Here is a 21482-nt window from a genome sequence, read left to right as displayed (position 1 = left end):
AATAGGAGGTTTTTTTATGTCTGATTTTATGAATTGATCATCGGCACAATCCAGCTGGTAATAATCAGCAAAATACCAAGATGCCCCAGTTTTCGTGTCACATAGACCAGCTTAGACGGTGGCTGTTCCAGTCTTTTTGCATATTCTTCCATGCTGATGCCAGACTTACCTTTACTGGTATATAAAAACACCCCCAAATCCAGACAGATCAGGATGGTACCAATATCAGCCACCAGTTCCATCAGTTCAAATTGCTGGGTATACAGCGACATGCCGACGCTATACATCAGATAAAGACCAAAGGCGATACAGGCATATTGCAGGACAACTAAAAACTTCTGCATAAATCTCAACAGCTCAAAAAATTAAGGCAATTATACAAATAATCGGGCAGCTGCGGCCAATTACAAGGTCTGCATCACTTCAGCAAAATTCTGCTTTTCGACCAGTTCCAGAAACTCATCTCCCAAGCGCTGGCTTTCAGCAATACATTGCTTCCATAGCTGAATCCGCTGGGTTTGATCTAAACCTTTTAAAGTAAAGTCCTTGCGGTCCGGTAAACGCCCCAAAGGTAAACTTTGCAGATATTCCTGAGAAGGAGAGATGAGCAAAGTTCGTGCCTGATTCTCCGAATTTGAGGTACGTTTAAATAATTTGTCAAACCAGCCGGGCGTGATGCTGTCGGTAAAATGCGGATACAGCACAATCCCTTTGCTCTGGAAGGGCAGGTCAATATGATAGTCAATCAAGCCACCATCACGATAATAACCTTGCGGTGCATCCGGAATATTATTGACCGCTGCCATCACGCCCGGAATAGAAGCAGAGGCCATTAGCCAGGACAAGACACTTTGCTCAGTCAGAGCATGATAATGTGTGGTAAATCCATCATCAGCAATTTTAAACTGTTCACCTGCATTCGGTTGGCTGATCACACGTTGCATAAAATGGCGGCTATGTTTACGCGCCACAGCGGTAGTTCCAACGATGCCGGCTACAGAGGCGAGTAGGGGGAGCGCCTTGTCACTTTGAAAAATATGCTGGGCTTTAATCGACAATACCGTCAGATGATAATCTGGATGATTCACCAGATCAGTTTCTTTGCCTTGTACCAGATCCAGCAGCATGCCACGACAAACGTCACTGACCTCCTTACGGGTCATTTTCTTGTGAAAGTACAGATGGGTATACAAGTCGGCAAGACGTTCAGTGCCTGCTTTGGCTCCCCATGCCGCGACACTGGCAAAACGCCAGCTACCAATGGATGAGCCCACCAAAGTTCTACGCTGAGGAGCACGTGAAAAAAACTCGCCAAAAATGGCCTGATCCAGTCCCTGAATACCAATACCTTTGGGTCCACCTGCAGCACCCGGCACAATATCGACCTGTTCGGGTTGTAAACCTTCTTTCAGAATCAGCTCACGAGCCTGATGCCCAGCGCGGATTTTCAGAGCAGGCGCATGTTTTTGTAAAATCTGCATAAAGGTTCAACCCATATTTGACCAATGAGGACATATTTTAAGCATCTGGTCACAAAGCCCAATGGCAAGATGTACCCTAAGGTGACTTTGCAGTCATGCGATGTCCAGAAAACAAAAAAACCTGAACAGTGTCAGGTTTTTTTAAAGCTCATTTAGTTATTTCGCAATCCGCCAGACTGCCAGAACGCTTGTCAGCATAATCAGAATGACTGAAATGAACCATGGTGAAATAATCGCAATTGCAAGCAGGATAGCCATGATGCTGCCAAAAATCCAGCTACGCTTTTGCTGATGTTCCATTTGCAGGCGCATGCTTTGCAATTCATTGAGCTGCTTGGCATGCCAGGCGGACTGGTTTTTCAGACCGTTCAGGCTGTCGATCATCAAGGTCGGTAAATCCTGCGCACCCAAAAGCAGATCCGGGATTTTTTGCCCCAGTTCTTTAATATTTTTTTGCGGATTCATCTGGGCTTTGACCCAATCGGTGAGGATTGGTTTCGCCAGACTCCAGATATCCAGCTCAGGATATAAATCTGTTCCCAGGCCTTCCACATGTACCAATGTTTTCAGTAACAACATCAGTTGTGGCGGGATTTCCAGATGGAAACGACGGGCGATGTCCATGACCTGAATCAGAATCCCGGCAAAATCCAGTTCATGCATCGGCTTGGACACCATTGGGCCCACGGTACGACGCATTTCGCGTGCTAGCGCGTCCTGATCGGTACCCGGTGGAATCCAGCCGGCCTGATGCACAATCTGAATCAGCTGCATGAAGTCGCTGTTCATGACCGCCAGCAGCATACGCGCCACAGTCATCTGGTCATGTTTAGACAGTTCACCCATAATAGCGCAGTCCAGCGCAATAAAGCGCGGATTGGCCGGATTGATGGTTTCCACAAAGACATTGCCCGGATGCATGTCGGCATGGAAGAAGTTGTCACGGAACACCTGGGTAAAGAAAATAGTTAGACCTTTACGCGCCAGATCAGCACGGTCCATGCCCAGTTCATCAAAGGTGGCAATATCTGAAATCGGCACACCGGTAATCCGTTCTGCGACCAGTACATCCTTGCTGTCCATATAGACTTCAGGCACATACATCATGCTGGAGCCGGTGAAGTAATGACGCATCCGGCGGGTATTATCGGCTTCCAGCGTCAGGTCCAGCTCGTTCAGAATAATCTGTCGATAGTCCTGAATGATCTCCGACAAATGTAGGGCACGTGCTGCTTCCAGACGCTTTTCCAGAAAATCACCCAGCCAGTTCAAAATCTCAAAATCCTGCAAGATCTGCTGACGGATATTCGGGCGGGTGACTTTGACCACGACTTCCCGGCCATCATGCAGTGCTGCGGTATGTACCTGCGCAATTGAAGCAGCTGCCAGAGGCTGGGCATCAAAACGGGCAAACAGGGTATTTACATCGGCCTTTAACGATTCCTGAATACGCATTTTGGCGACGTCGTTGTCAAAGGGCTTGACCTGGTCTTGCAATAACACCAGCTGCTGTAAAACTTCAGGTGGAATCAGGTCACGACGGGTCGAAAGCAATTGCCCCAGCTTGATCGCTAGTGGCCCCATTTCCTCTAAAGCTTCTTTAAGCTTGAGTGGATTTTTACGCTCACGGCTAGACCAGGCTGCCGGGTGCATACGAATCAGGGACAGGATATGACGGCTTTTTTCAGGGAGTTCTTCCGCAGGAAACAACGTGTCGAGTCGATAATGCGCGGCAATGCGCCAGAGTTCGAGTAAACGTGAAACATGCGGAATCATAAAGTGGTGTACCTAGTTCTGAGTTGAATCTTGCTGATTTTCAATCTGGGCCTGAAGCTGATGGATTTTGGCTTCGACACGGTCTAAATTCTGGTTCAGGATACGGGTATCCTGATTCAGGTCATCCATTTGCCAGCGTGGAGCAAACAGGCCACTGTCTTCTTTCAGGGCATCTTCGGCAAAGAATAACTGGCTTTGCAACGTACGCTTCAAATATTTTGGCGCAAGTTGCAATTTGCCGATTTCATGTGCCAGCGCAGGGCCAATCCAGGGGCTTAAATGCGTTGCCAGATCAGGTTCAGCCTGCTGCATGATGCGCTGGATCTCTTGTAAGAGCTTATAGTCGCCTTGCAGTGGAATATTACCGACTTCGTCAGCAAGCAGCAGCTTGAGCAGTTCTACGACATTATTCACCTGTAGCGTCGCCGTTGCTTCAGGAATTTGAGTACTATTGGCTTCATAAGGGCGCTGTTCAAAAATCGAAGATTCTTCAGTATGACCGGTTGGCGTTGGTTCCAGACGAACCTTGCCGTCATCGAAAAAGACATCGACTGACAGTTGTGGTGAGGCGATCACCACCCGCAACATTTTACCGGCCAAGGCATTGAGCTGAATACGGGTAATTGCATCCAGATCAATCACATGATGAATCACGCGTTCAATAGTACCTAGGGCGAGAATTGACCACATTGGCTAAGGCCCTTAAAGCTTGAAGCCACGGTGAACGGCAACAATACCACCAGTCAGGTTGTGGTAGTCACAGTTCTGGAAGCCGGCATTTTCCATCATGCCTTTCAGGGTACGCTGATCTGGATGCATACGGATCGATTCAGCCAGGTATTTATAGCTTTCTGAATCATTGGCAATGATTTTACCCATGATTGGTAGCGCGGTGAACGAATACAGGTCATACAGTTTCGAAAATGGTTCAAACACCGGTTTAGAGAATTCCAGAATGAGCAAACGGCCGCCTGGCTTAAGCACACGGTACATTGCAGCCAGAGCCGCATCTTTATCGGTCACGTTACGCAGGCCAAAAGAAATCGTCACCAGGTCAAAGCTGTTGTCGGCGAACGGTTCTAAAGTTTCTGCATTGGCCAGAACGAAGTCGACATTGGTGCAACCTGCATCAATCAGACGGTCACGACCCACATTCAGCATGGATTCGTTAATGTCGGACAGCACCACATGACCCGTAGGACCCACCTCACGGCTAAATACTTTGGCCAGATCACCCGTGCCCCCTGCGATATCCAGCACATGCTGGCCACGGCGCACGCCTGACATATTAATCGCAAAACGTTTCCACAGACGGTGAATACCAAAAGACATCAGGTCATTCATGATGTCATATTTGCTGGCGACCGAATGGAACACTTCAGCCACTTTCTGGGCTTTTTCATCGCTGTTTACGGTCTGGTAGCCAAAATGCGTGGTAGTTCCGACATTGCCGGTATTGGCACCGCGTGGCAGGTTATATTTAGGGATAGTTCCCGTCACAGGCGTATCGGTCAGGCGTTGTTCTAGAGATTGTTGCTGACCTTGTGGAGCACCTTGTGGAAGTGGAGTGGTTAAGAATGGGCTCACTTTGTCTGTCTGTTGTGCCGACTCGGGTGTAGGGGTAGGCGTTGTATTTTCATTTGACATTGGAGTCACTCCTAACATATCAATCGGGTTAATCTTGCATTGTCTGCATAATGACAGATTCTTGGATGTTATTCAGCAGTCATGATGCAATTGTTATGAATAATATACAGAAAAATAGGAATGTGGGCGGAAATCTTCATGGCCAGTGATCGAATAATTCATATGATTTGTCACTTGCGATGTCCTGCCACAAAAACCTGAAAATATCAGGATCAGGCAGGACGGTGAATAGCATCCGTTGTAGATCAGCAAAGAAGCTATTATTGGAAGGGTAATGGATCGCCTGAATGTACCTTGTCAATGATACCGCGTTCGATTGCAGTAAAATCGGTTACAAATTTTTCTGCCGACTTCAACGGTTTCATGGCCTGAAATCCGTCCTGCATAAACTCATACATCACCTGAAAATGATACTTGTTGGCTGCGCTTTTACACATTTTAAAGGCAGTATAGACTACAAAGGAACGCATATATTTATCCAGGCTGACCCCTAGCTGATCCAGTAGAGCCAGCTGTTTTAAGCGTGCTTCACCCTGATCCAGTTTCAGGTAGGTCAGGCGCATCATTTCATCAGTTAATGCTGTGTGGGCGGGGTAATCCTTTAGCAGCTGAATCGCGACCTGTTCGTCCAGCTGCACCGCCAGGATCGCCAGTTCTACGCCTGAAGTTCCAGTTTTAATTGCATTTTCTGGAATAATTTTTTCTGCCTTGTGTGCATATTTCATCAGCCGTGCAATCTGTTCAGCCAGTGCATCAAAGTCTGGGCCACCATAAAGCCGGTTCAGGAAATATTCTGCCATCAGCTGATTGTTTTTTTCAGAAAAATGCTGCTGATGGGTACGCTGCATTCGTGCTTTCTGCCATGCCTGTACATCCTGTAAACGGCTTAAAATTTCAGGCTGAGTGTGATACTTGAGCTGATAATATTGTTCTAAAAGTTCATCTAATCGGGCAAGTTTGGACATGAATTTTTCAAATATGATTTTTGCGATGTCAGAATCTTAGAGGGTGTGGCTCAATCTCGCTATGACAAATTGGTCAATGATTACTTATTTGAATGTCAATTTGCTGTTTAAACAGGCAATGTAATCGTGTGAAAAACGTTGCCAACGCTATTTTTGGCCCAAAGCTCCTCGCTATACTGCAACAAGAATAAAAGATAAAGGTTGAAGATACAGATGGAACAACCACAATTCCAGTTAATGGATGAAGATCAGTTATCGGCCGAGCTGATTGATGCCCAATACGATTTAAGAAAAACGCGCGGCCAGAAAAATGCTAAAAGTCTGCTTATTCTGGTCAATGGTATCGAGTTGGCCGGCAAGGGCGAAGCGGTCAAACAGTTGCGTGAATGGGTCGATCCACGTTATCTGAGGGTGAAGGCCGATGAACCGCAAGCGGTCAGTCCCAAACAGGTGTTCTGGCAGCCTTATGCGCAATTTATTCCAGCCGAAGGGCAGATCGTCGTGCTGTTTGGCAACTGGTATACCGATTTACTTAACAGTGCAATGCGGGTATCTGACCCAATTAATGAAGCACAGTTTAATGAATACCTGAAAGAAATGCAGGACTTTGAGCAGGATCTGAAAAATAACCATGTGGATGTGGTCAAGGTCTGGTTCAATCTGTCATGGAAGGACCTACAAAAACGTTTGAAGGCCATGGACCCAAGTGAAACCCACTGGCATCAAATGCAGGGGGTAGACTGGCGGAACAGAAAACAGTACGAGAACTTGCAGCGGTTGCGGCAGCGCTTTACCGAGGACTGGTTTGTTATTGACAGCAAAAATGAAAAATGGCGCGACCAGCAATTTGCCCAGTACGTTCTGAATGCGATGGAAAACTGTCCCGAACATCGAGTCAGAGCCAGCGGTAAATGGAAACAGGCCAAGATTCCCGAGCAGTTGAAACATCCTGCCAATACGCGGGCTACACCAGAAGAATATAAACCGGAACTGAAAAAGTTAAGCGCTAAGGTTGCCCAAGCCATGCGTTCCGATCCGCGTAATGTGGTGATTCTGTTTGAAGGCATGGATGCTGCGGGGAAGGGGGGAGCCATCAAGCGCATTGTAAAAAAACTTGATCCGCGTGAATATGAAATTTACAGCATTTCGGCACCCGAAACATATGAACATAGCCATCCCTATTTATGGCGGTTCTGGACCAAATTGCAAACCGATGATGACATCTGTATTTTTGACCGTTCCTGGTACGGGCGGGTCCTGGTCGAGCGGGTCGAGAGGCTTATCAGTGCGGCAGAATGGCAGCGTGCCTATGGAGAAATTAACCGTTTTGAGCAGAGTCTGGTCAAGCATCAAACCGTTATCGTAAAAATCTGGTTGGCGATCTCCAAAGATGAACAGGCCGTACGTTTCAAGGCACGTGAAGAAACACCGCATAAACGTTTTAAAATTACCGACGAAGACTGGCGAAACCGGGCACGTTGGGATGATTATCTAAAAGCAGCAGCGGACGTGTTTGAACGTACCTCAACCGATTATGCGCCTTGGCACATTATTGCCACCGATGATAAAAACACCGCGCGGGTCGAAGTGTTAAAGGCCATTTTAAAACAACTTCAGGCAGAATAAATCTGCCTGAAGTAAAGGAAAGCAATAGTTTAAAAGATTCAGCTTGCGCAGGATTAAGCCTGTGCTACCTGTTTTTGCTGGATACTTTTAGCCGTGCGATAGCAGTCTTGGACATGGGCATCGGCAATTTTTTTCATGACAAAATAACCCAGACTAGCAGCAACCAGTTGACCCCCTAGCGGAATGAATTTTGTGACTTGCTTTATCAGCACTTTCGCTGCAACATTGTTCAAAGATTTTTTAACTGCCGTCCGTGCGACCACCAGACCAGAAAACTCTACGCCACGTTTACGCAGTTCTTGCCAGTGGATCTGACGGGTTTTTGGATCGTAAACACTGATCTGGTCAGGGGCCAGGCCAAAGCGGGCATTGATCTCGGGAATTAATTGCGACAAGATACCGACATCAATGACCACGTCCATAAAAGGTACCGGAATAACAGCGGCACCGGCAGAATAGTAGGCGCGTTTTTTGGTGAGTTCCAGGCATTCGTCGCGGATTTTTTCCAGATCCAGGTTCGCGTCGAGACGTTCAGGAATTTTATCTAATTTCATGGGCACTACCTAAGCTCTATGTTGTTTTTTTCCATTCAAGCATCTTTAAGATGCTTTTTTCAAAGAAATTTTTCGACTGAAGTGTGGTTTTAAAGTGTCATAGCGCGCTCGGGATGTATAGTAAATAATCTTTATCGTTTTGTAGTAAAAACCACATTCAGCAGTTCAGGGGAACCAATGGCCATCCATGTTATTCAGAGTCAACGTATTGATGTACTTTTGGATAGTATGCTGCATATTGTCAACCAGACTGCCCGAAATCCGTTTGAAGTGTTACAGACCCGGCACTTTATTGTGCCGTCTCCGGCAGTAGAAAGCTGGCTGACCCAGAAAATTGCCGAGAAAAAAGGCATTAGTGCCAATACCCAGTTTCATCACCGGATTCGCGCCTTTCAATGGGCTTCCTATCAGTGGGTATTGAATGCACCCAAAGAGGTGGAACAGGTGCGCGAAGCCAATATTCCGCGCATTATCATCAAATGGCGGGTATTTCAGGCGCTACGTAAATATATTCTGCCCGAACAGATTTCCTTAGACATGGATCATCCGCTGTATTCTATTATCAAACGGATTTATGACAGTGCTGATCGGCTGGAGCAGGGTACAGAGAAGCAGCTGAAAAAACAGAGCATGCTGTACTGGGTAGCCGAGCAGGTATCGCGTTTGTTCAGCCATTATATGGATTATCGCGGTTATTGCGCGCGTAACTGTCCTCCAAAACACTGTAGCTGCCCGACCAACTGGCTCGAGGCCTGGGGGCAGGATATTGCGCTTGATATCGAACAGATGCTCTATAGCCCCAAAGATGAAAATGGTCATGAGATGCAGGTGGCGGATTTTGTCAAGATTCAGGCACGTGAACTGGAAGCTTGGCAACGCTGGTTGTGGCAGCATGTATTTCAAGATGATTATGCCAAAATCCTGGAGATTGAACGCCTGTATTGGGAGCGGCTGGAGAATGCAGAAACCCGCGCCCAGGCTCTAAAACGCCTGCCGGCCCAGATTGTGGTATTTAGCCTGCTGGAACTACCACCGAGCCAGCTGGATTTTTTACGTCGTCTGGGGCAATACATTGATATCTATATTTTTCACTTCAACCCCTCGCAGGAATACTGGGCGGACAGTGTCGATCCTGACTGGAAAGCCAGATTTGATTTGCAGCGCGAAGAGCGCTTTATTCAGCGTTTTGAAAAAACCCGTCAACGTAAACCAAATGATGCGGAAATAAAAGACTTCAGGATCAAGCAACTGAATTTTAATGCCGAAGACCGGGAATCGCGGCATCCGCTTCTGACCCGATTCGGCAAGCAGGCACGGGATCATTTTTCTCTACTCTCTAAACTGTCTTCGGGGGAAGAGGGTCTCTGGGCCGATGTCTTTGTCGATGAATATCAGGACAGGCTGCTGGCCAAAATCCAGTCGGATATCCTGTATTTATTGGAACCCCAACAGCATCAATATGCTTTAAGCCCTGACGATGATTCAGTACAGATTCATGTCTGTCATTCTTCATTACGTCAGCTAGAAGTCCTCAAAGAACAGCTAATTCACTGGCTGGCTCAAGATACGAATGACGCGCCGCGTCAGCCCAGTGATATTCTGGTGCTGACGCCAAGTCTGAAAGAACTGGAACCGGCAATTCGCAGTGTCTTTGCCCCGCCACCGCGTGAGCGCGAGACTGGCAGCAAACGCCTGCAGAAAGATAACCTGTATTTACCGATCCAGATTGCCGGGGTATCACGTCTGGATGTCAGCAATGCCTGGCGCGCGGTACTGGGCCGGATTCAGTGGGTACGGCGCCGTTTCAGTATTGAGGACTTTGCCGACTGGCTCAGCCTGAATGCCACCCAGCAGTATTATGGTCTGGACTATAGTCAGGTAGAACGGATGTTGCAGTTGCTGACAGATGCCGGTTTCAAGCGTGGACTGGACCAGCAGCATTTACAGCAAAGCCTCAGCGCAGGCGATGAAGATTACCGGTTTAGTTTTAAATTCGCGCTGGACCGTCTGGCGTTGGGGCTGGCGATTCCTGAACATACTCTGTTTCAGGATACCTTGAGTTATGCCAAGGTTCTGACTAGTGATTTTCCGCTGATTTCGACCCTGATCCGGATTTATCAGGATCTGGTACAGCGCCGTGACTGGCTGACTTTGCATGAAACTGGACAACGTACGCCAGTCAAAACCTGGCTGGAATATCTGCGTGCCGATCTGAACGAGTTCCGTGATGCCGGGGTAGAATCACTCAAAACCGTTGCCGAAATTATCGACAAGCAAATGCGGATGCTGACCCTGGCCGATTATCATGACCAAGATGATCCGCATGCCAGTCAAGAGCTAGTGGCACTCAGTCTGCCTCTGCCTTATGTGCTGGAAGAAATTCAGAATACCCTGGAGATGCAGCTGGATCAGGCCGAACCGACCGGACAGATTACTTTTAGCCAGATTGGCCAGATCCGACCATTGCCTTATAAACTGGTGGTGATGCTGAATCTGGATAGCGGTAAATTTCCGAGCCGCAATCAACAGGTTCCGTTTGACCTGATGCGCAGCCTGAAGCCGCAACTTGGTGACCGTTCCCGTCTGGATGACGAGCAGGGCGCTTTTCTGGATGCCTTGCTGCTGGCACAGGAAAATCTATGGCTGTTCTATAATGGCTTTGATCTGGAGGATGGTGAAGCTCGCGATCCATCCACTGCCTTGCAGGAACTGGTTCAGCATCTCGCGCTGATCTGCCAGTCTGAACAGCCGGATGCCGAAGTCGATCCGATGGTGGATATGCATGGTCTGTCCGTGGCTCAACATATCCAACAGCTTTATCATGTACATCCCTTGCAGCCTTTTGATCCGGCCGGATTTATAGATATGCAGACACCACGTTATCAGGATCAGTGGTTTGCGGTAGCAGAGTATATCCGTAGTGCCGAAGGCAAACGCAGCAGTTGGATTAATGCACATTATCCGGCACTAGAACAAAAAGAAATCCGGGTACTCAAAGGTGATGAATGGATCCGCGATATGATTTTCCCTGCACGTCTATTCCTGAAAAGTGTCGGGGTTTCCACAATTCGATTTGCCGATTTGCCGAGTTCCCGGGAACCCTTATTATTGAACAAGCTGGAACAGTATCAGGTACGGGATTTCCTGTTGCAACAAGAGCAGGAGATTGAGCCAAATCTGATGTTGGACCGTTTGCCGGTGGGCAAAACCCAGCAAGCCACCTGGCTGGGCAGCCAGCAGGAACAGCAGCTGTTACAAGAACGTTTGCTACAGTTGGGCAAAGAACTGACGCCAGTCACCCAGCAATCCTGGCAGTTCAGTCCTGAACTGATCATTCATATAAACGTACCTCAGGTTCCACACAGCAGCTACTGGCTGAGTATGCAATCCTCTTCGGCCTCGGAAAAACGCCGTGCCCAGATCTGGCTGGAGTATCTGTTGTGGCTGGCTTACTTAAATGATGATGCACGCTCACCAGAACTGGAGCGCATTGTCATTTTTAGTAATAAAACCCTGAAGTTTTCTGGCTTGAGTTCGAGCAAGGCACATGAGTATTTGCAGCTCTGGTTAAAGGCCTGGGAAATTGGTCAACAGCAGCCGCTGGTCTTGCCGGCAGAATTACTAATGAAAAAAGAGTGGCAGTGGGCCGAGAATGAACAGGGCAAGATGACCATTGTGGAAATGCCGGAATTGCTAAAGGCCTGGAACAACAGCTATGAGAGTGCCAAACCTTTGGCTTCGGATGAATCCAGTCTGCTGCATCAGGACTGGCAATTTATTTTGCAGGATCAGGATCCGGATCTGGCCTTGCAAAATTGCTGCCATGATTTTGCCCATGGCCTGTATGCGCCGATTCATCAACATCTGGAGTGGGTGAAATAGCCGTATGACTTTATTAAAGCAGCAGATGCAAACAGCCATTTCCACCAATCCGATTCAGGACATGAAATTCCGTGGCCTGCACTGGATTGAAGCCTCCGCAGGAACCGGCAAGACCTATACGCTCTCCAGTCTGATGGTGCGGATTTTTCTGGATCAGTATTATCCGCATCAGGTGATTGCGACGACATTTACCCGTAAGGCCACGGCTGAACTGAAAAACCGGGTACGGCTCCGGGTTGAGGAAACCCTGGCCTATATCCAGCATCATCAGCAGCTCAATTCAGTTGAAATCACAGCAAAAATCCAGAATGAAACCGATCCCTTATTTCAGCAGGTACTGAAAGATTATGGTTCACGGCCGGATTATGCCCGTCGCCGTTTACGTCTGGTGCTGAACCAGCTGGATGAACTGTTTGTCGGCACCCTGGACAGCTTTAGCCAGAAACTGTTACGTGAATTTGCATTTGAAAGTGGCAAGATTGAACGTGCAGAACTGACCGAAGATCAGGATCTGTATATCCAGCAGCTGATTCATGATGTGCTGCGTGACTGGATTCAGCAACAGCCACAATATATGGTCAATCATCTGTATGTTCAGAATCTGCTGAAACCGGTGGAGCATTATACCGGGCTGGTGCGTGATGCCCTGAATTTCAGCAAGCAGCATTTCCGCAAGATCGAACCGGCTGAATGTGACCTGAACAGATTGGAAGCCTGCATCCGTCAATTAGTGAATATTCAGGAGCATGATCTTGCCGTCATGCGGCGTTATTGTCAGGAAAGTCCGAAGTATTTTCACAAGAGTTTTTTGACCAAGTTAACCGAAATTTGTGAAAACTTTATGACCTGGAGCGCAGCCCTGAAAAATCAGGGTGGCATGAGTTTCTTTGATGCTGAATTACAGCCGATTATACTGAATCTGTGCCATTTGCGCCGCAAGAAAACCGATTTCCAGCCGACCACTCAGGTCTTTAACAAAAGCTGTCCGGATGCAGAGCAACAGCTGATTTTGCAACATCGTCTGATCGTGGCAATTGATGCGCTGTGCGAGGTCAAACAGTATCTGGATGAGCAGCTGCAACAGCTTACGACCCATCTGGAATTTCATATTATTCAAAGTGTGCAGACCCGTTTGCCGCAAACCTTGCAGCAGCAGGGTGAAACCACTTTTTCCCAGCAAATCCGTACATTGGCGGAAGCATTGCAAGGCCAGCAGGGACAGCGTTTTGCCCAGTTTGTGCAGGCACGTTATCCACTGATTCTGGTCGATGAATTTCAGGACACCAATCAGGATCAGGATGATCTGCTGGCCAAGATCTGGCGCGATGCCAACCGGGTGCAGTCCGGCTGCATGATTATGGTCGGTGATCCGAAACAGGCAATTTACGGTTTCCGTGGCGGCGACATGCTGACTTATAACAAGGCACACGCTGATGTACGCCACAAGCAGGGTCGTGAATATACCCTGATGCAGAACCATCGTTCAGTCAAACCGCTCGTAGAAGTGGTTGATGCGCTGTTCCAGCGGCAAATGGATTTTGGCGAACAGGTGCAGTACACCCGGATTCAGGCGGGTAGTCGCCCACATCCAGATCTGGTCGATATGGGCAGGATCAACCCGCAGCCCTTACGATGGATTCAGCTAGGTGAATCGGATCTGGAAGCAGATCAGGTGGCTTGGAAAATCCGTGCATTGCTGAATCAGTCTGCCCAGCAGCAACTGTACTTTCAGCAGCAAGAGCACCAGCAAAGCCTGAGCGCAGATGATATCGCCGTACTGGGATTTGGACATTTTGCTCTGGAACAGGTGAAGCAGCGTCTGCAGCGTATGGGCATTCCCTGCTATAAGGAATCCAAACAGAGCGTGTTTGCCAGTCCAATTGCTCAGGATGTCGCGGCAGTATTGACGGCGATCATGGATCCTTTCAATGAGGCCAAGGTCAAGCGGGCTTTACTAACCCGTCTGCTAGGCTTCAATCTGAAAAAACTGATTGATTTGCAAGGCCAGAGTGAAGGCCTCAGTCGCTATATTGCCGATCTGGATATAATTCGGGAAATGTGGTTTGAGAAAGGCTTTTTGACCGCCTGGAATTATGCACTGAACCTGTTTCAGGTCTGGACCAATCTGGTGGCCAGTCAAAGTCTGGACAATGAGCGGGTGGTGGTCAATTTGCGCCATCTGACCGAGATGCTGAGCCAGCGGAGTGAATATTATCAGGGGGCGCAAAAACTCTATCATTGGTATTTGCGCCAGCTTCAGTCACCTTCAGACAAGGACAGCGAAAAAGAACGCAAGCTGTCTGGGGATCATGGGGTGCAGCTGATGACCATTCATGCCTCCAAAGGGCTGGAATTTAAAGTGGTGTTTTTATTGGGAGCAGATGCTGCTTTTGATGTGAATAAAGGCAACCTGAATTTTTCCCTGTCTGCGCCTGAACAGGACAACATTCTGGAACAATCCCGGGTGATTGCAGTCAATCACAAGAATTTACATGAGCAGGCGATTCTGCAGAATGCAGCGCGTAATGCTGCCGAAAACCACCGGCTTTGGTATGTGGCGCTGACCCGTGCCAGTCACCGGGTATATGCCATGCTGCAGGACCAAAACGCACAGTCCGATTCCGGGCTGGCCTTCTGGCGTGGTCAGGGAGATCAACGGTTTCAACATGCTTTAAGTCTGGTCGAGCCGTCCCTGTCTCAGGAACCACCGCGTCTGGTGGAGCAGTCGAACCATCATCAGATTGACATGCGGGCGCAACCTTTGCCAGAGCGGCAGTTTTATCCGCGAACCAAAACCAGTTTTACTGCCTTGTCACAGCATCAGCTACATGGACATATCTTGCAGGACGATCTGGTCACGGCTTCTGAACAGCCCGATAGTGCCGCCGATGAAATTCATTTTACCGGTCTGGAAGAACAGCCAGCAGCCGTGCCCTTAGACTGGATTAGGCTGAATTTTCCCAAAGGTACCGTAGCCGGAACATTCTTGCACAGCATTTTTGAACATATCGATTTTCAGGACAGCAGTTACTGGAATCTGGAAATTCGGCGCCGTTTTAAAAATACCGCACCGCAAATCTGGCAGGAACTGAAAGAAAAATTTGAACAGGCTTTTTATATACGTAGTGTACTGGAACAGGCCTTTTTCCTGCATTATCAGGATGCTGTGGTGAATCTGCGAACCCTGTTTCAGGCCACAGTTCAGGCAGATTTCAAAGCCGAGGAATTGCGTCATAGCATGCAGCGCGTATTGTCCAGCCTGAACTATAAGTTATTGACCGGAATTCGCCTGCATGATCAAAGTGAAGCTTATCGCCAGCAATGGCAGCAGCTGTTTTACTCGGCACAACAGCTCGAGCGTTCAGCTCTGCTGGAATTTTTAGGTCAGTTTCAAGTGTATTTCGATGGGCTGGAGGATGATTCCTTTATCCAGTTTTTTGAACAGGAAGTGGCCCAGCTCACAGGCCCTACAAGCACTGAAACGCTGAATGTGGACAGTATTTTCCAGACTGCTTTTGAGGGATTGCTGGACGAGATCACAGAAGATATTTTGCTGAATCTGATGCATCACTGGGTACATGACATTCTGGCCACTCCGATCCAGACAGATTTTGCCTTGGCACAGCTGGAGGCTAAACACTATCTGTCAGAATTTCCTTTTTATATGTCCTTGACCGATGCCCCTTTGCAGATTCGGCAAATCCATCAGCTTTTTCTCGAACATGACATGGTCATGAGCGATTTTAATGAGGCCAAATCGGCGCGATATCTGACCGGTTCCATCGATCTGGTGTATTTCGATGGTCAGCGCTACCATATTGCCGATTATAAAAGTAACTTCCTCGGGCCGGATCAGCAGCACTATAGTGCTGAGGCGATTCAGCAGAATATGAGCCAGTCCAGTTACTGGTTGCAGGCTGCTTTGTATTTGGTGGCGCTGCATCGGTACTTGAGTGCCAATAGGCAGACTTATTCGATTCAGCAGCACTTGGGCGGCGCAACCTATCTGTATTTGCGCGGGATGAATGGACAGGCGCAGCAAGGAGCCTATCATTGGCAACCGGACTCTGAATTCATAGAAAAACTGGATCAAATATTGGGCTATTGTGAGCAGAAAAAATCAGCATGATTTTGCGATTTTATAAAATATGTATAGATTAAACATGAAATTATCCTGTGGATAACTTTGAGGATAACTGTGTGGAAAATGAGCAGAATCACGTGTCACAGCAACATTCCGATTTAATGGCCTGGATTGACTATCTGTGTCAGCCTCCATTCAGTACAGCTGCATTTGATCCGGCAGCAAAATTATTGATCGAGCAACTGCTGGAAGCGATGCAGGCGGGAGATAGCTGTATCGAAGTTAATCCTCAGCAGGTTGCATTATTGCATAATCTGGTTCTAGACCACCGTCAGCAGAGTGCAGGAATTGCACCATTTATTTGTGCAGATCAGCATTTATATCTGTACCGCTACTGGCAACTGGAACAGGCAGTCGCTACACAGTTGGTACGGATCAAGTCACAAACGGTGACTCCGGTGAATTTAAGCGAGCATAATCGCAATCTTCTCTCAGATCCACAGCAGAAACTGGCACTGGAAATGGTTGCGCAGCAGGCACTGAATATTATTACCGGCGGGCCTGGAACAGGTAAAACCTATACCTTGGCGCATATTATTGCTGTGCTGTATGAAGCCTTGCCGCATATACGGATCGCTATGGCAGCACCTACCGGAAAGGCCGCGCAGCGAATGAAAGAAGCACTGCAAAAAGCCTTGCACAGTGAAGCGTTACAACAGTTTGAGCTAGAAGCATTAAAACAGTTACAACCGGTGACCCTGCATCGCTTACTAGGTCTGGGTACTCGCGGACAGCCACGCTTTCATGCCAAGCAGCCTTTGCCCTATGATGTGATCGTGGTCGATGAAGCCTCAATGCTGGATTTGAATCTGTCCCAGATGTTGCTGGCCGCCGTACCGCCTCATGCACGGCTGATTTTACTCGGTGATGCAGACCAGCTGGCCTCTGTGGATGTCGGAACGGTACTGGCAGATTTACAGCAAGTGGCCACTCTGAAGGATAACCGGGTCAATTTAATCACCACGCGACGTTTTGCGGCTGGAGCCAGGATTGGGGCAATGGCAGAGTTTATCCAGCAGAGTCATGAGCCTTCGGCAGTACTACGGAAATTTGAGCAGCAGATTGTGGCAGCCAGTGAGTTACAGGCGATCGATTTGGATCAGGTTGAGATCGACCAGTTGCAGTTGCAATACCTGCTCGCTGGCGCCGAACAGACCGCGCATAACTTGAATCAGTATTATGACCAGCTTATGTATGGTTATCAGGCTTATGTACAGGCCATACAATCAGAAGAAAACTCAGCTGATTTTGAGCAGTATGTGCAACAGGTGGTCAAAACTTTTGATGATTACCGGATTTTAACTGCAATCCGTTCTGGTGATCTGGGGCTGCTCAAGATCAATCTGCAGATTGAGCAACGTTTTCTGGCAGCCCAAGGTCAGTTGAAACAGGGTGACTGGTATGTCGGACGACCTGTGATGATGGGGTATAACGACTATCAGTTGGGACTATCCAATGGTGATATTGGCATCTGTTTTTTACGTGATCACTCTGGTCAGCGTCAGTTTGAAGTGTATTTCCCGAGTCTGGAAAAATGGGTATTAGCCACCCGTTTACCTAAAAGCATTGAAACTGCTTTTGCGCTGACCATTCACAAATCTCAAGGTTCAGAGTTTGCCCATACCGCAGTGGTACTGGATCAATATGCAAAAAACTTATTGAGCAAAGAGTTGATTTATACCGCAATTACTCGAGCTAAAAAGGTGGTCAGTTTATTGGTGGATTATGATGCTTTTACACAAGCACTATGTGTTAGAAGCATAAGAAAAAGTGGTTTGAGTCAGAAAATTATTGAACAATCTAGTAATTTGGTTGGCAAAAAATAATCAAATCGTGTAGGTAAAAGCTTACAAGGATTCAGGAAATTGACGCATAGAGCTTTTACTCAGTATTTGAGAAGATTGGTCCTACAAAATAACTCAACATGGAAAGTTGAGCATAATCGCATAATGATAATAATAATGTCGGTAGACAGCGAACTTACAGTGAAGTAAGTAAAAGAGGAAACTTACAGCCGCTAAGCCTTGTAGTTTTGGGAGAGACTACAAGGCTTTTTTATATCCTGTTATTTTTTAACTTCTAAGTTGTTAGATTATTATCTTAATTCCTTAACCTAATTTATATAATTTATTGAGTAGATTTAGGTAACTAAAGTTAAATAAAACGAGATTAATGTAATATTGTGCAACTGTCAGGCGGGAAATTGTACGCAATGGCTTACACCGAGATGCGCTAAATACCTCTATGTGTCTGGAGAGAGTGTGGCAAAATCTACCATACACGGAAGATGAATTTTCAACAGGATGTTTGAAAATAATAATAAGCGTAAAACGCTATATAACAATACAATAAATAATAATGATAAGAGAAAGAACTACAGCGCCAAAAAGCCCGAGTTTACTCGGGCTTTTTTTTATTCATTTTTTCGGAGCAGGCTGACGATGTGGGTAAATTACATCACGCTTGAGCTTTACAGAAAAATTTCAGTCACATTCATTTCATCATTTTTCCCTTAATCATACTGCAGTATATAAATACTTCATGAACCGGAGCTTAGCGGATCAGCACCCAGAAAATGAGCGACCAAAACTATGCGAAAGTATGGATCTCTTTTTGCAATTTGACGCATTTTCCCTTAAAATATGCAACTTGCTGTAGTGATGCACGGCAGTCAAGGTTTTGAATTCTCATTACTTTGATTTTTATCAAAATATATAAGCATCTCGGAGAAATCGAATGGCTTTAACTAACGCAGATCGCGCAGAGATCATTGCTAAATTTGCTCGCGCTGAAAACGACACTGGTTCACCAGAAGTTCAAGTAGCTCTTTTAACTGCTCAAATCAATGACTTACAAGGTCACTTCAAAGAGCACAAACACGACCACCATAGCCGTCGCGGTTTGATCCGTATGGTTAACCAACGTCGTAAGCTTCTTGATTACCTAAATGGTAAAGACCACGGTCGTTATGTAGCTTTGATCGGTGCTTTAGGTTTACGTCGTTAATTCGATTTAAACTTTATTTTCGGGTTTATTGCATGCTTTGTGCTGTATTGCTGAAAACTAAAGTTGGCTTAGCTTATGGCTAGGTCTGTGGAAGGGGCGAATATTTCGCTCCTTCTTTGTGTTTAAAAATAGTATTTAATCTGGTGAGGTCGGCTTCTAAGCTTTGTCATTTATTCGTCCAGCTGGTCGTGAATGCCAAACCTTAGGGGTCTCCACTAGAATAAAATTAGGAAAAAATAAAACATGTCGATGTTTAATATTGTTCGTAAAGAATTTCAATTCGGTCAGCACACTGTAACTTTAGAAACAGGTCGTATTGCCCGTCAGGCAAACAGTGTTGTAATCACCATGGGTGGTGTACAGGTGCTTGTAGCAGTTGTTGCACAGCCTAAAGCAAAAGCAGGTCAAGACTTTTTCCCATTGACTGTAAACTATCAAGAAAAGCAATATGCTGCTGGTCGTATCCCGGGTGGTTATGGCAAGCGTGAAGGCCGTCAGTCTGAAGCTGAGACTTTAATTTCACGTCTGATTGACCGTCCAATCCGTCCGTTATTCCCGGAAGGTTACTTCAACGAAATTCAAGTAACCGCAACCGTTATTTCTTCTGACAAAACGATGGATGCTGACATTGCTGCAATGTTAGGTACATCTGCTGCATTGTCTATCGCTGGTACACCATTCCGTGGTCCAATCGGTGGCGCACGCGTTGGTTTGATCAACGGCGAATACATTCTGAACCCGAACCTTGAACAACTCAAAGAGTCTGATCTTGATCTTGTGGTTGCCGGTACAGAATCTGCAGTGTTGATGGTTGAATCTGAAGCGAAAGAGCTTTCAGAAGACCAGATGCTGGGCGCTGTATTGTTTGGTCATGACGAAATGCAAATCGCGATCCAGGCGATCAAAGAATTTGCTGCCGCTGCGGGTGCAACTGAGTCAACTTGGGTTGCTCCGGTTAAAAATGAAGAACTTCTTGGCAAATTGAAAGAAGCATTCGAAGCGAAAATTTCTGAAGCATACACCATTGCAGTTAAGCATGAACGTTATGCAGCACTTGATGCACTTCAAGAAGAAGCATTGGCTCAATTCGTTCCTGAAAATGACGAAACTGGCATTGCTGATGAAGTTAACGAATTATTCGAAGATCTTAAATACCGTACCGTACGTGACAATATCCTGTCTGGTAAGCCACGTATTGATGGTCGTGATACCAAAACTGTTCGTGCAATTGACGTACAAGTGGGTGTTCTAGATCGTGCACACGGTTCTGCATTGTTCACACGTGGTGAAACTCAGGCGTTGGTAACAACAACTTTGGGTAATACTCGTGATGCACTGATGGTTGATACCCTTGCAGGTACCAAAACTGACAACTTCATGTTGCACTACAACTTCCCTGCATACTCTGTAGGTGAAACTGGTCGTGAATCTGGTCCTAAGCGTCGTGAAATCGGTCATGGTCGTCTGGCACGTCGTGGTGTTCAAGCTGTACTTCCTGCGGCTGACCGCTTCCCGTACGTGATCCGTATCGTTTCTGACATCACAGAGTCAAACGGTTCGTCTTCAATGGCGTCTGTATGTGGTGCTTCATTATCGTTAATGGATGCAGGTGTTCCACTGAAAGCACCAGTTGCGGGTATCGCGATGGGTCTTGTGAAAGAAGGCGAGCGTTTTGCAGTGCTTTCTGACATCTTGGGTGATGAAGATCACTTGGGCGATATGGACTTTAAAGTAGCTGGTTCTGCAAACGGTATTACTGCGCTACAAATGGACATCAAGATCGAAGGCATCACTGAAGAGATCATGGAATCTGCATTGAACCAAGCTTATGCGGGTCGTATGCACATCCTGAATGAGATGAACCAGGTGATTTCACGTGCGCGTCCTGAAATTTCGATGCACGCACCGACATTCCAGGTAATCAACATCAATCCGGATAAAATCCGTGATGTGATCGGTAAAGGCGGCGCGACCATTCGTGCGATTACTGAAGAAACCAAAGCGGCAATCGATATCGAAGATAACGGTACAGTTCGTGTATTTGGTGAAACTAAAGCGGCTGCGCAAGCGGCAATTGCAAAAATCCAGGCACTTACTGCTGAAGTTGAGCCAGGTACCATCTATGCAGGTAAAGTCATTCGTATCGTAGAATTTGGTGCGTTTGTAAACATCCTTCCAGGTACGGACGGTTTACTTCACATTTCTCAAATCTCGAACGAGCGTATTGCGAATGTGGCAGATGTTTTAAAAGAAGGTCAGGATGTGAAAGTACAGGTTGCGGATGTTGATAACCGTGGTCGTATTAAACTGACTATGAAAGACATCGAACAAGCATAATTGATTGCACATTCACATGGCTGAGTCCATGTGAATAAAAGATCAGTAAAAGCCCTGTACTTTG

The 21482-nt window shown here is 46.9% G+C and carries 13 protein-coding genes; 6 read left to right on the top strand and 7 right to left on the bottom strand.

Features of this window, described 5'->3' with window-relative positions:
• Positions 1-26: 26 nt before the first annotated feature.
• From VXP95_RS07935 to VXP95_RS07910, 6 genes are all read right to left on the bottom strand, one after another.
• Complete coding sequence (locus VXP95_RS07935) at positions 27-344, bottom strand: hypothetical protein (RefSeq protein WP_064094953.1); 318 nt, start codon at positions 342-344, stop codon at positions 27-29.
• Positions 345-404: 60 nt separating this feature from the next.
• Complete coding sequence (locus VXP95_RS07930; protein WP_416711806.1) at positions 405-1481, bottom strand: patatin-like phospholipase family protein; 1077 nt, start codon at positions 1479-1481, stop codon at positions 405-407.
• Between the two features lie 156 nt (positions 1482-1637).
• Complete coding sequence (locus tag VXP95_RS07925; RefSeq protein ID WP_416681142.1) at positions 1638-3257, bottom strand: ABC1 kinase family protein; 1620 nt, start codon at positions 3255-3257, stop codon at positions 1638-1640.
• Between the two features lie 12 nt (positions 3258-3269).
• Positions 3270-3947, bottom strand: coding sequence for a ubiquinone biosynthesis accessory factor UbiJ (locus tag VXP95_RS07920; protein ID WP_416711805.1), 678 nt, complete (start codon positions 3945-3947; stop codon positions 3270-3272).
• A 12-nt stretch (positions 3948-3959) separates the two neighbouring features.
• Positions 3960-4904: a bifunctional demethylmenaquinone methyltransferase/2-methoxy-6-polyprenyl-1,4-benzoquinol methylase UbiE gene (gene ubiE, locus VXP95_RS07915; RefSeq protein WP_064094949.1), complete on the bottom strand. Its 945-nt coding sequence runs from the start codon at positions 4902-4904 to the stop codon at positions 3960-3962.
• A gap of 260 nt (positions 4905-5164) precedes the next feature.
• A complete protein-coding gene (locus tag VXP95_RS07910; protein WP_416681139.1) occupies positions 5165-5869 on the bottom strand; it encodes an FFLEELY motif protein in 705 nt (234 codons plus the stop codon).
• 207 nt (positions 5870-6076) lie between these two features.
• On the opposite strand from VXP95_RS07910, the gene VXP95_RS07905 reads away from it, so the two are divergent.
• Positions 6077-7495, top strand: a complete 1419-nt coding sequence (locus tag VXP95_RS07905; RefSeq protein WP_416681173.1) for a phosphate--AMP phosphotransferase — start codon at positions 6077-6079, stop codon at positions 7493-7495.
• Positions 7496-7548: 53 nt separating this feature from the next.
• Here the strand turns inward: VXP95_RS07905 and VXP95_RS07900 are convergent, their stop codons facing one another.
• Positions 7549-8049, bottom strand: a complete 501-nt coding sequence (locus tag VXP95_RS07900) for a hypothetical protein (RefSeq protein ID WP_064094946.1) — start codon at positions 8047-8049, stop codon at positions 7549-7551.
• Positions 8050-8226: 177 nt separating this feature from the next.
• Between VXP95_RS07900 and VXP95_RS07895 the strand changes: the two genes are divergently transcribed.
• The 5 genes from VXP95_RS07895 (at position 8227) to pnp (ending at position 21418) form a co-directional block, all read left to right on the top strand.
• A complete protein-coding gene (locus VXP95_RS07895; RefSeq protein ID WP_416711804.1) occupies positions 8227-11931 on the top strand; it encodes an exodeoxyribonuclease V subunit gamma in 3705 nt (1234 codons plus the stop codon).
• 4 nt (positions 11932-11935) lie between these two features.
• Positions 11936-16060 (top strand): UvrD-helicase domain-containing protein, encoded by a 4125-nt coding sequence (locus VXP95_RS07890; RefSeq protein WP_416711803.1) that lies wholly within the window; start codon positions 11936-11938, stop codon positions 16058-16060.
• Positions 16061-16176: 116 nt separating this feature from the next.
• Entirely contained in the window at positions 16177-17901 is a 1725-nt protein-coding gene (gene recD / locus VXP95_RS07885; RefSeq protein WP_416681172.1) for an exodeoxyribonuclease V subunit alpha, read from the top strand.
• A 910-nt stretch (positions 17902-18811) separates the two neighbouring features.
• On the top strand, positions 18812-19081 hold the full coding sequence (gene rpsO / locus VXP95_RS07880; protein ID WP_004637724.1) for a 30S ribosomal protein S15: 270 nt from the start codon (positions 18812-18814) through the stop codon (positions 19079-19081).
• A 249-nt stretch (positions 19082-19330) separates the two neighbouring features.
• The gene (gene pnp / locus VXP95_RS07875; protein WP_416681171.1) at positions 19331-21418 is read left to right on the top strand and encodes a polyribonucleotide nucleotidyltransferase; all 2088 of its coding nucleotides are present in this window, start codon (positions 19331-19333) and stop codon (positions 21416-21418) included.
• Positions 21419-21482 lie beyond the last annotated feature (64 nt).

This window comes from Acinetobacter sp. 226, from assembly GCF_048147925.1.
Lineage (GTDB): Bacteria > Pseudomonadota > Gammaproteobacteria > Pseudomonadales > Moraxellaceae > Acinetobacter > Acinetobacter pecorum.
This window is presented reverse-complemented; position numbering and strand designations above follow the sequence as displayed.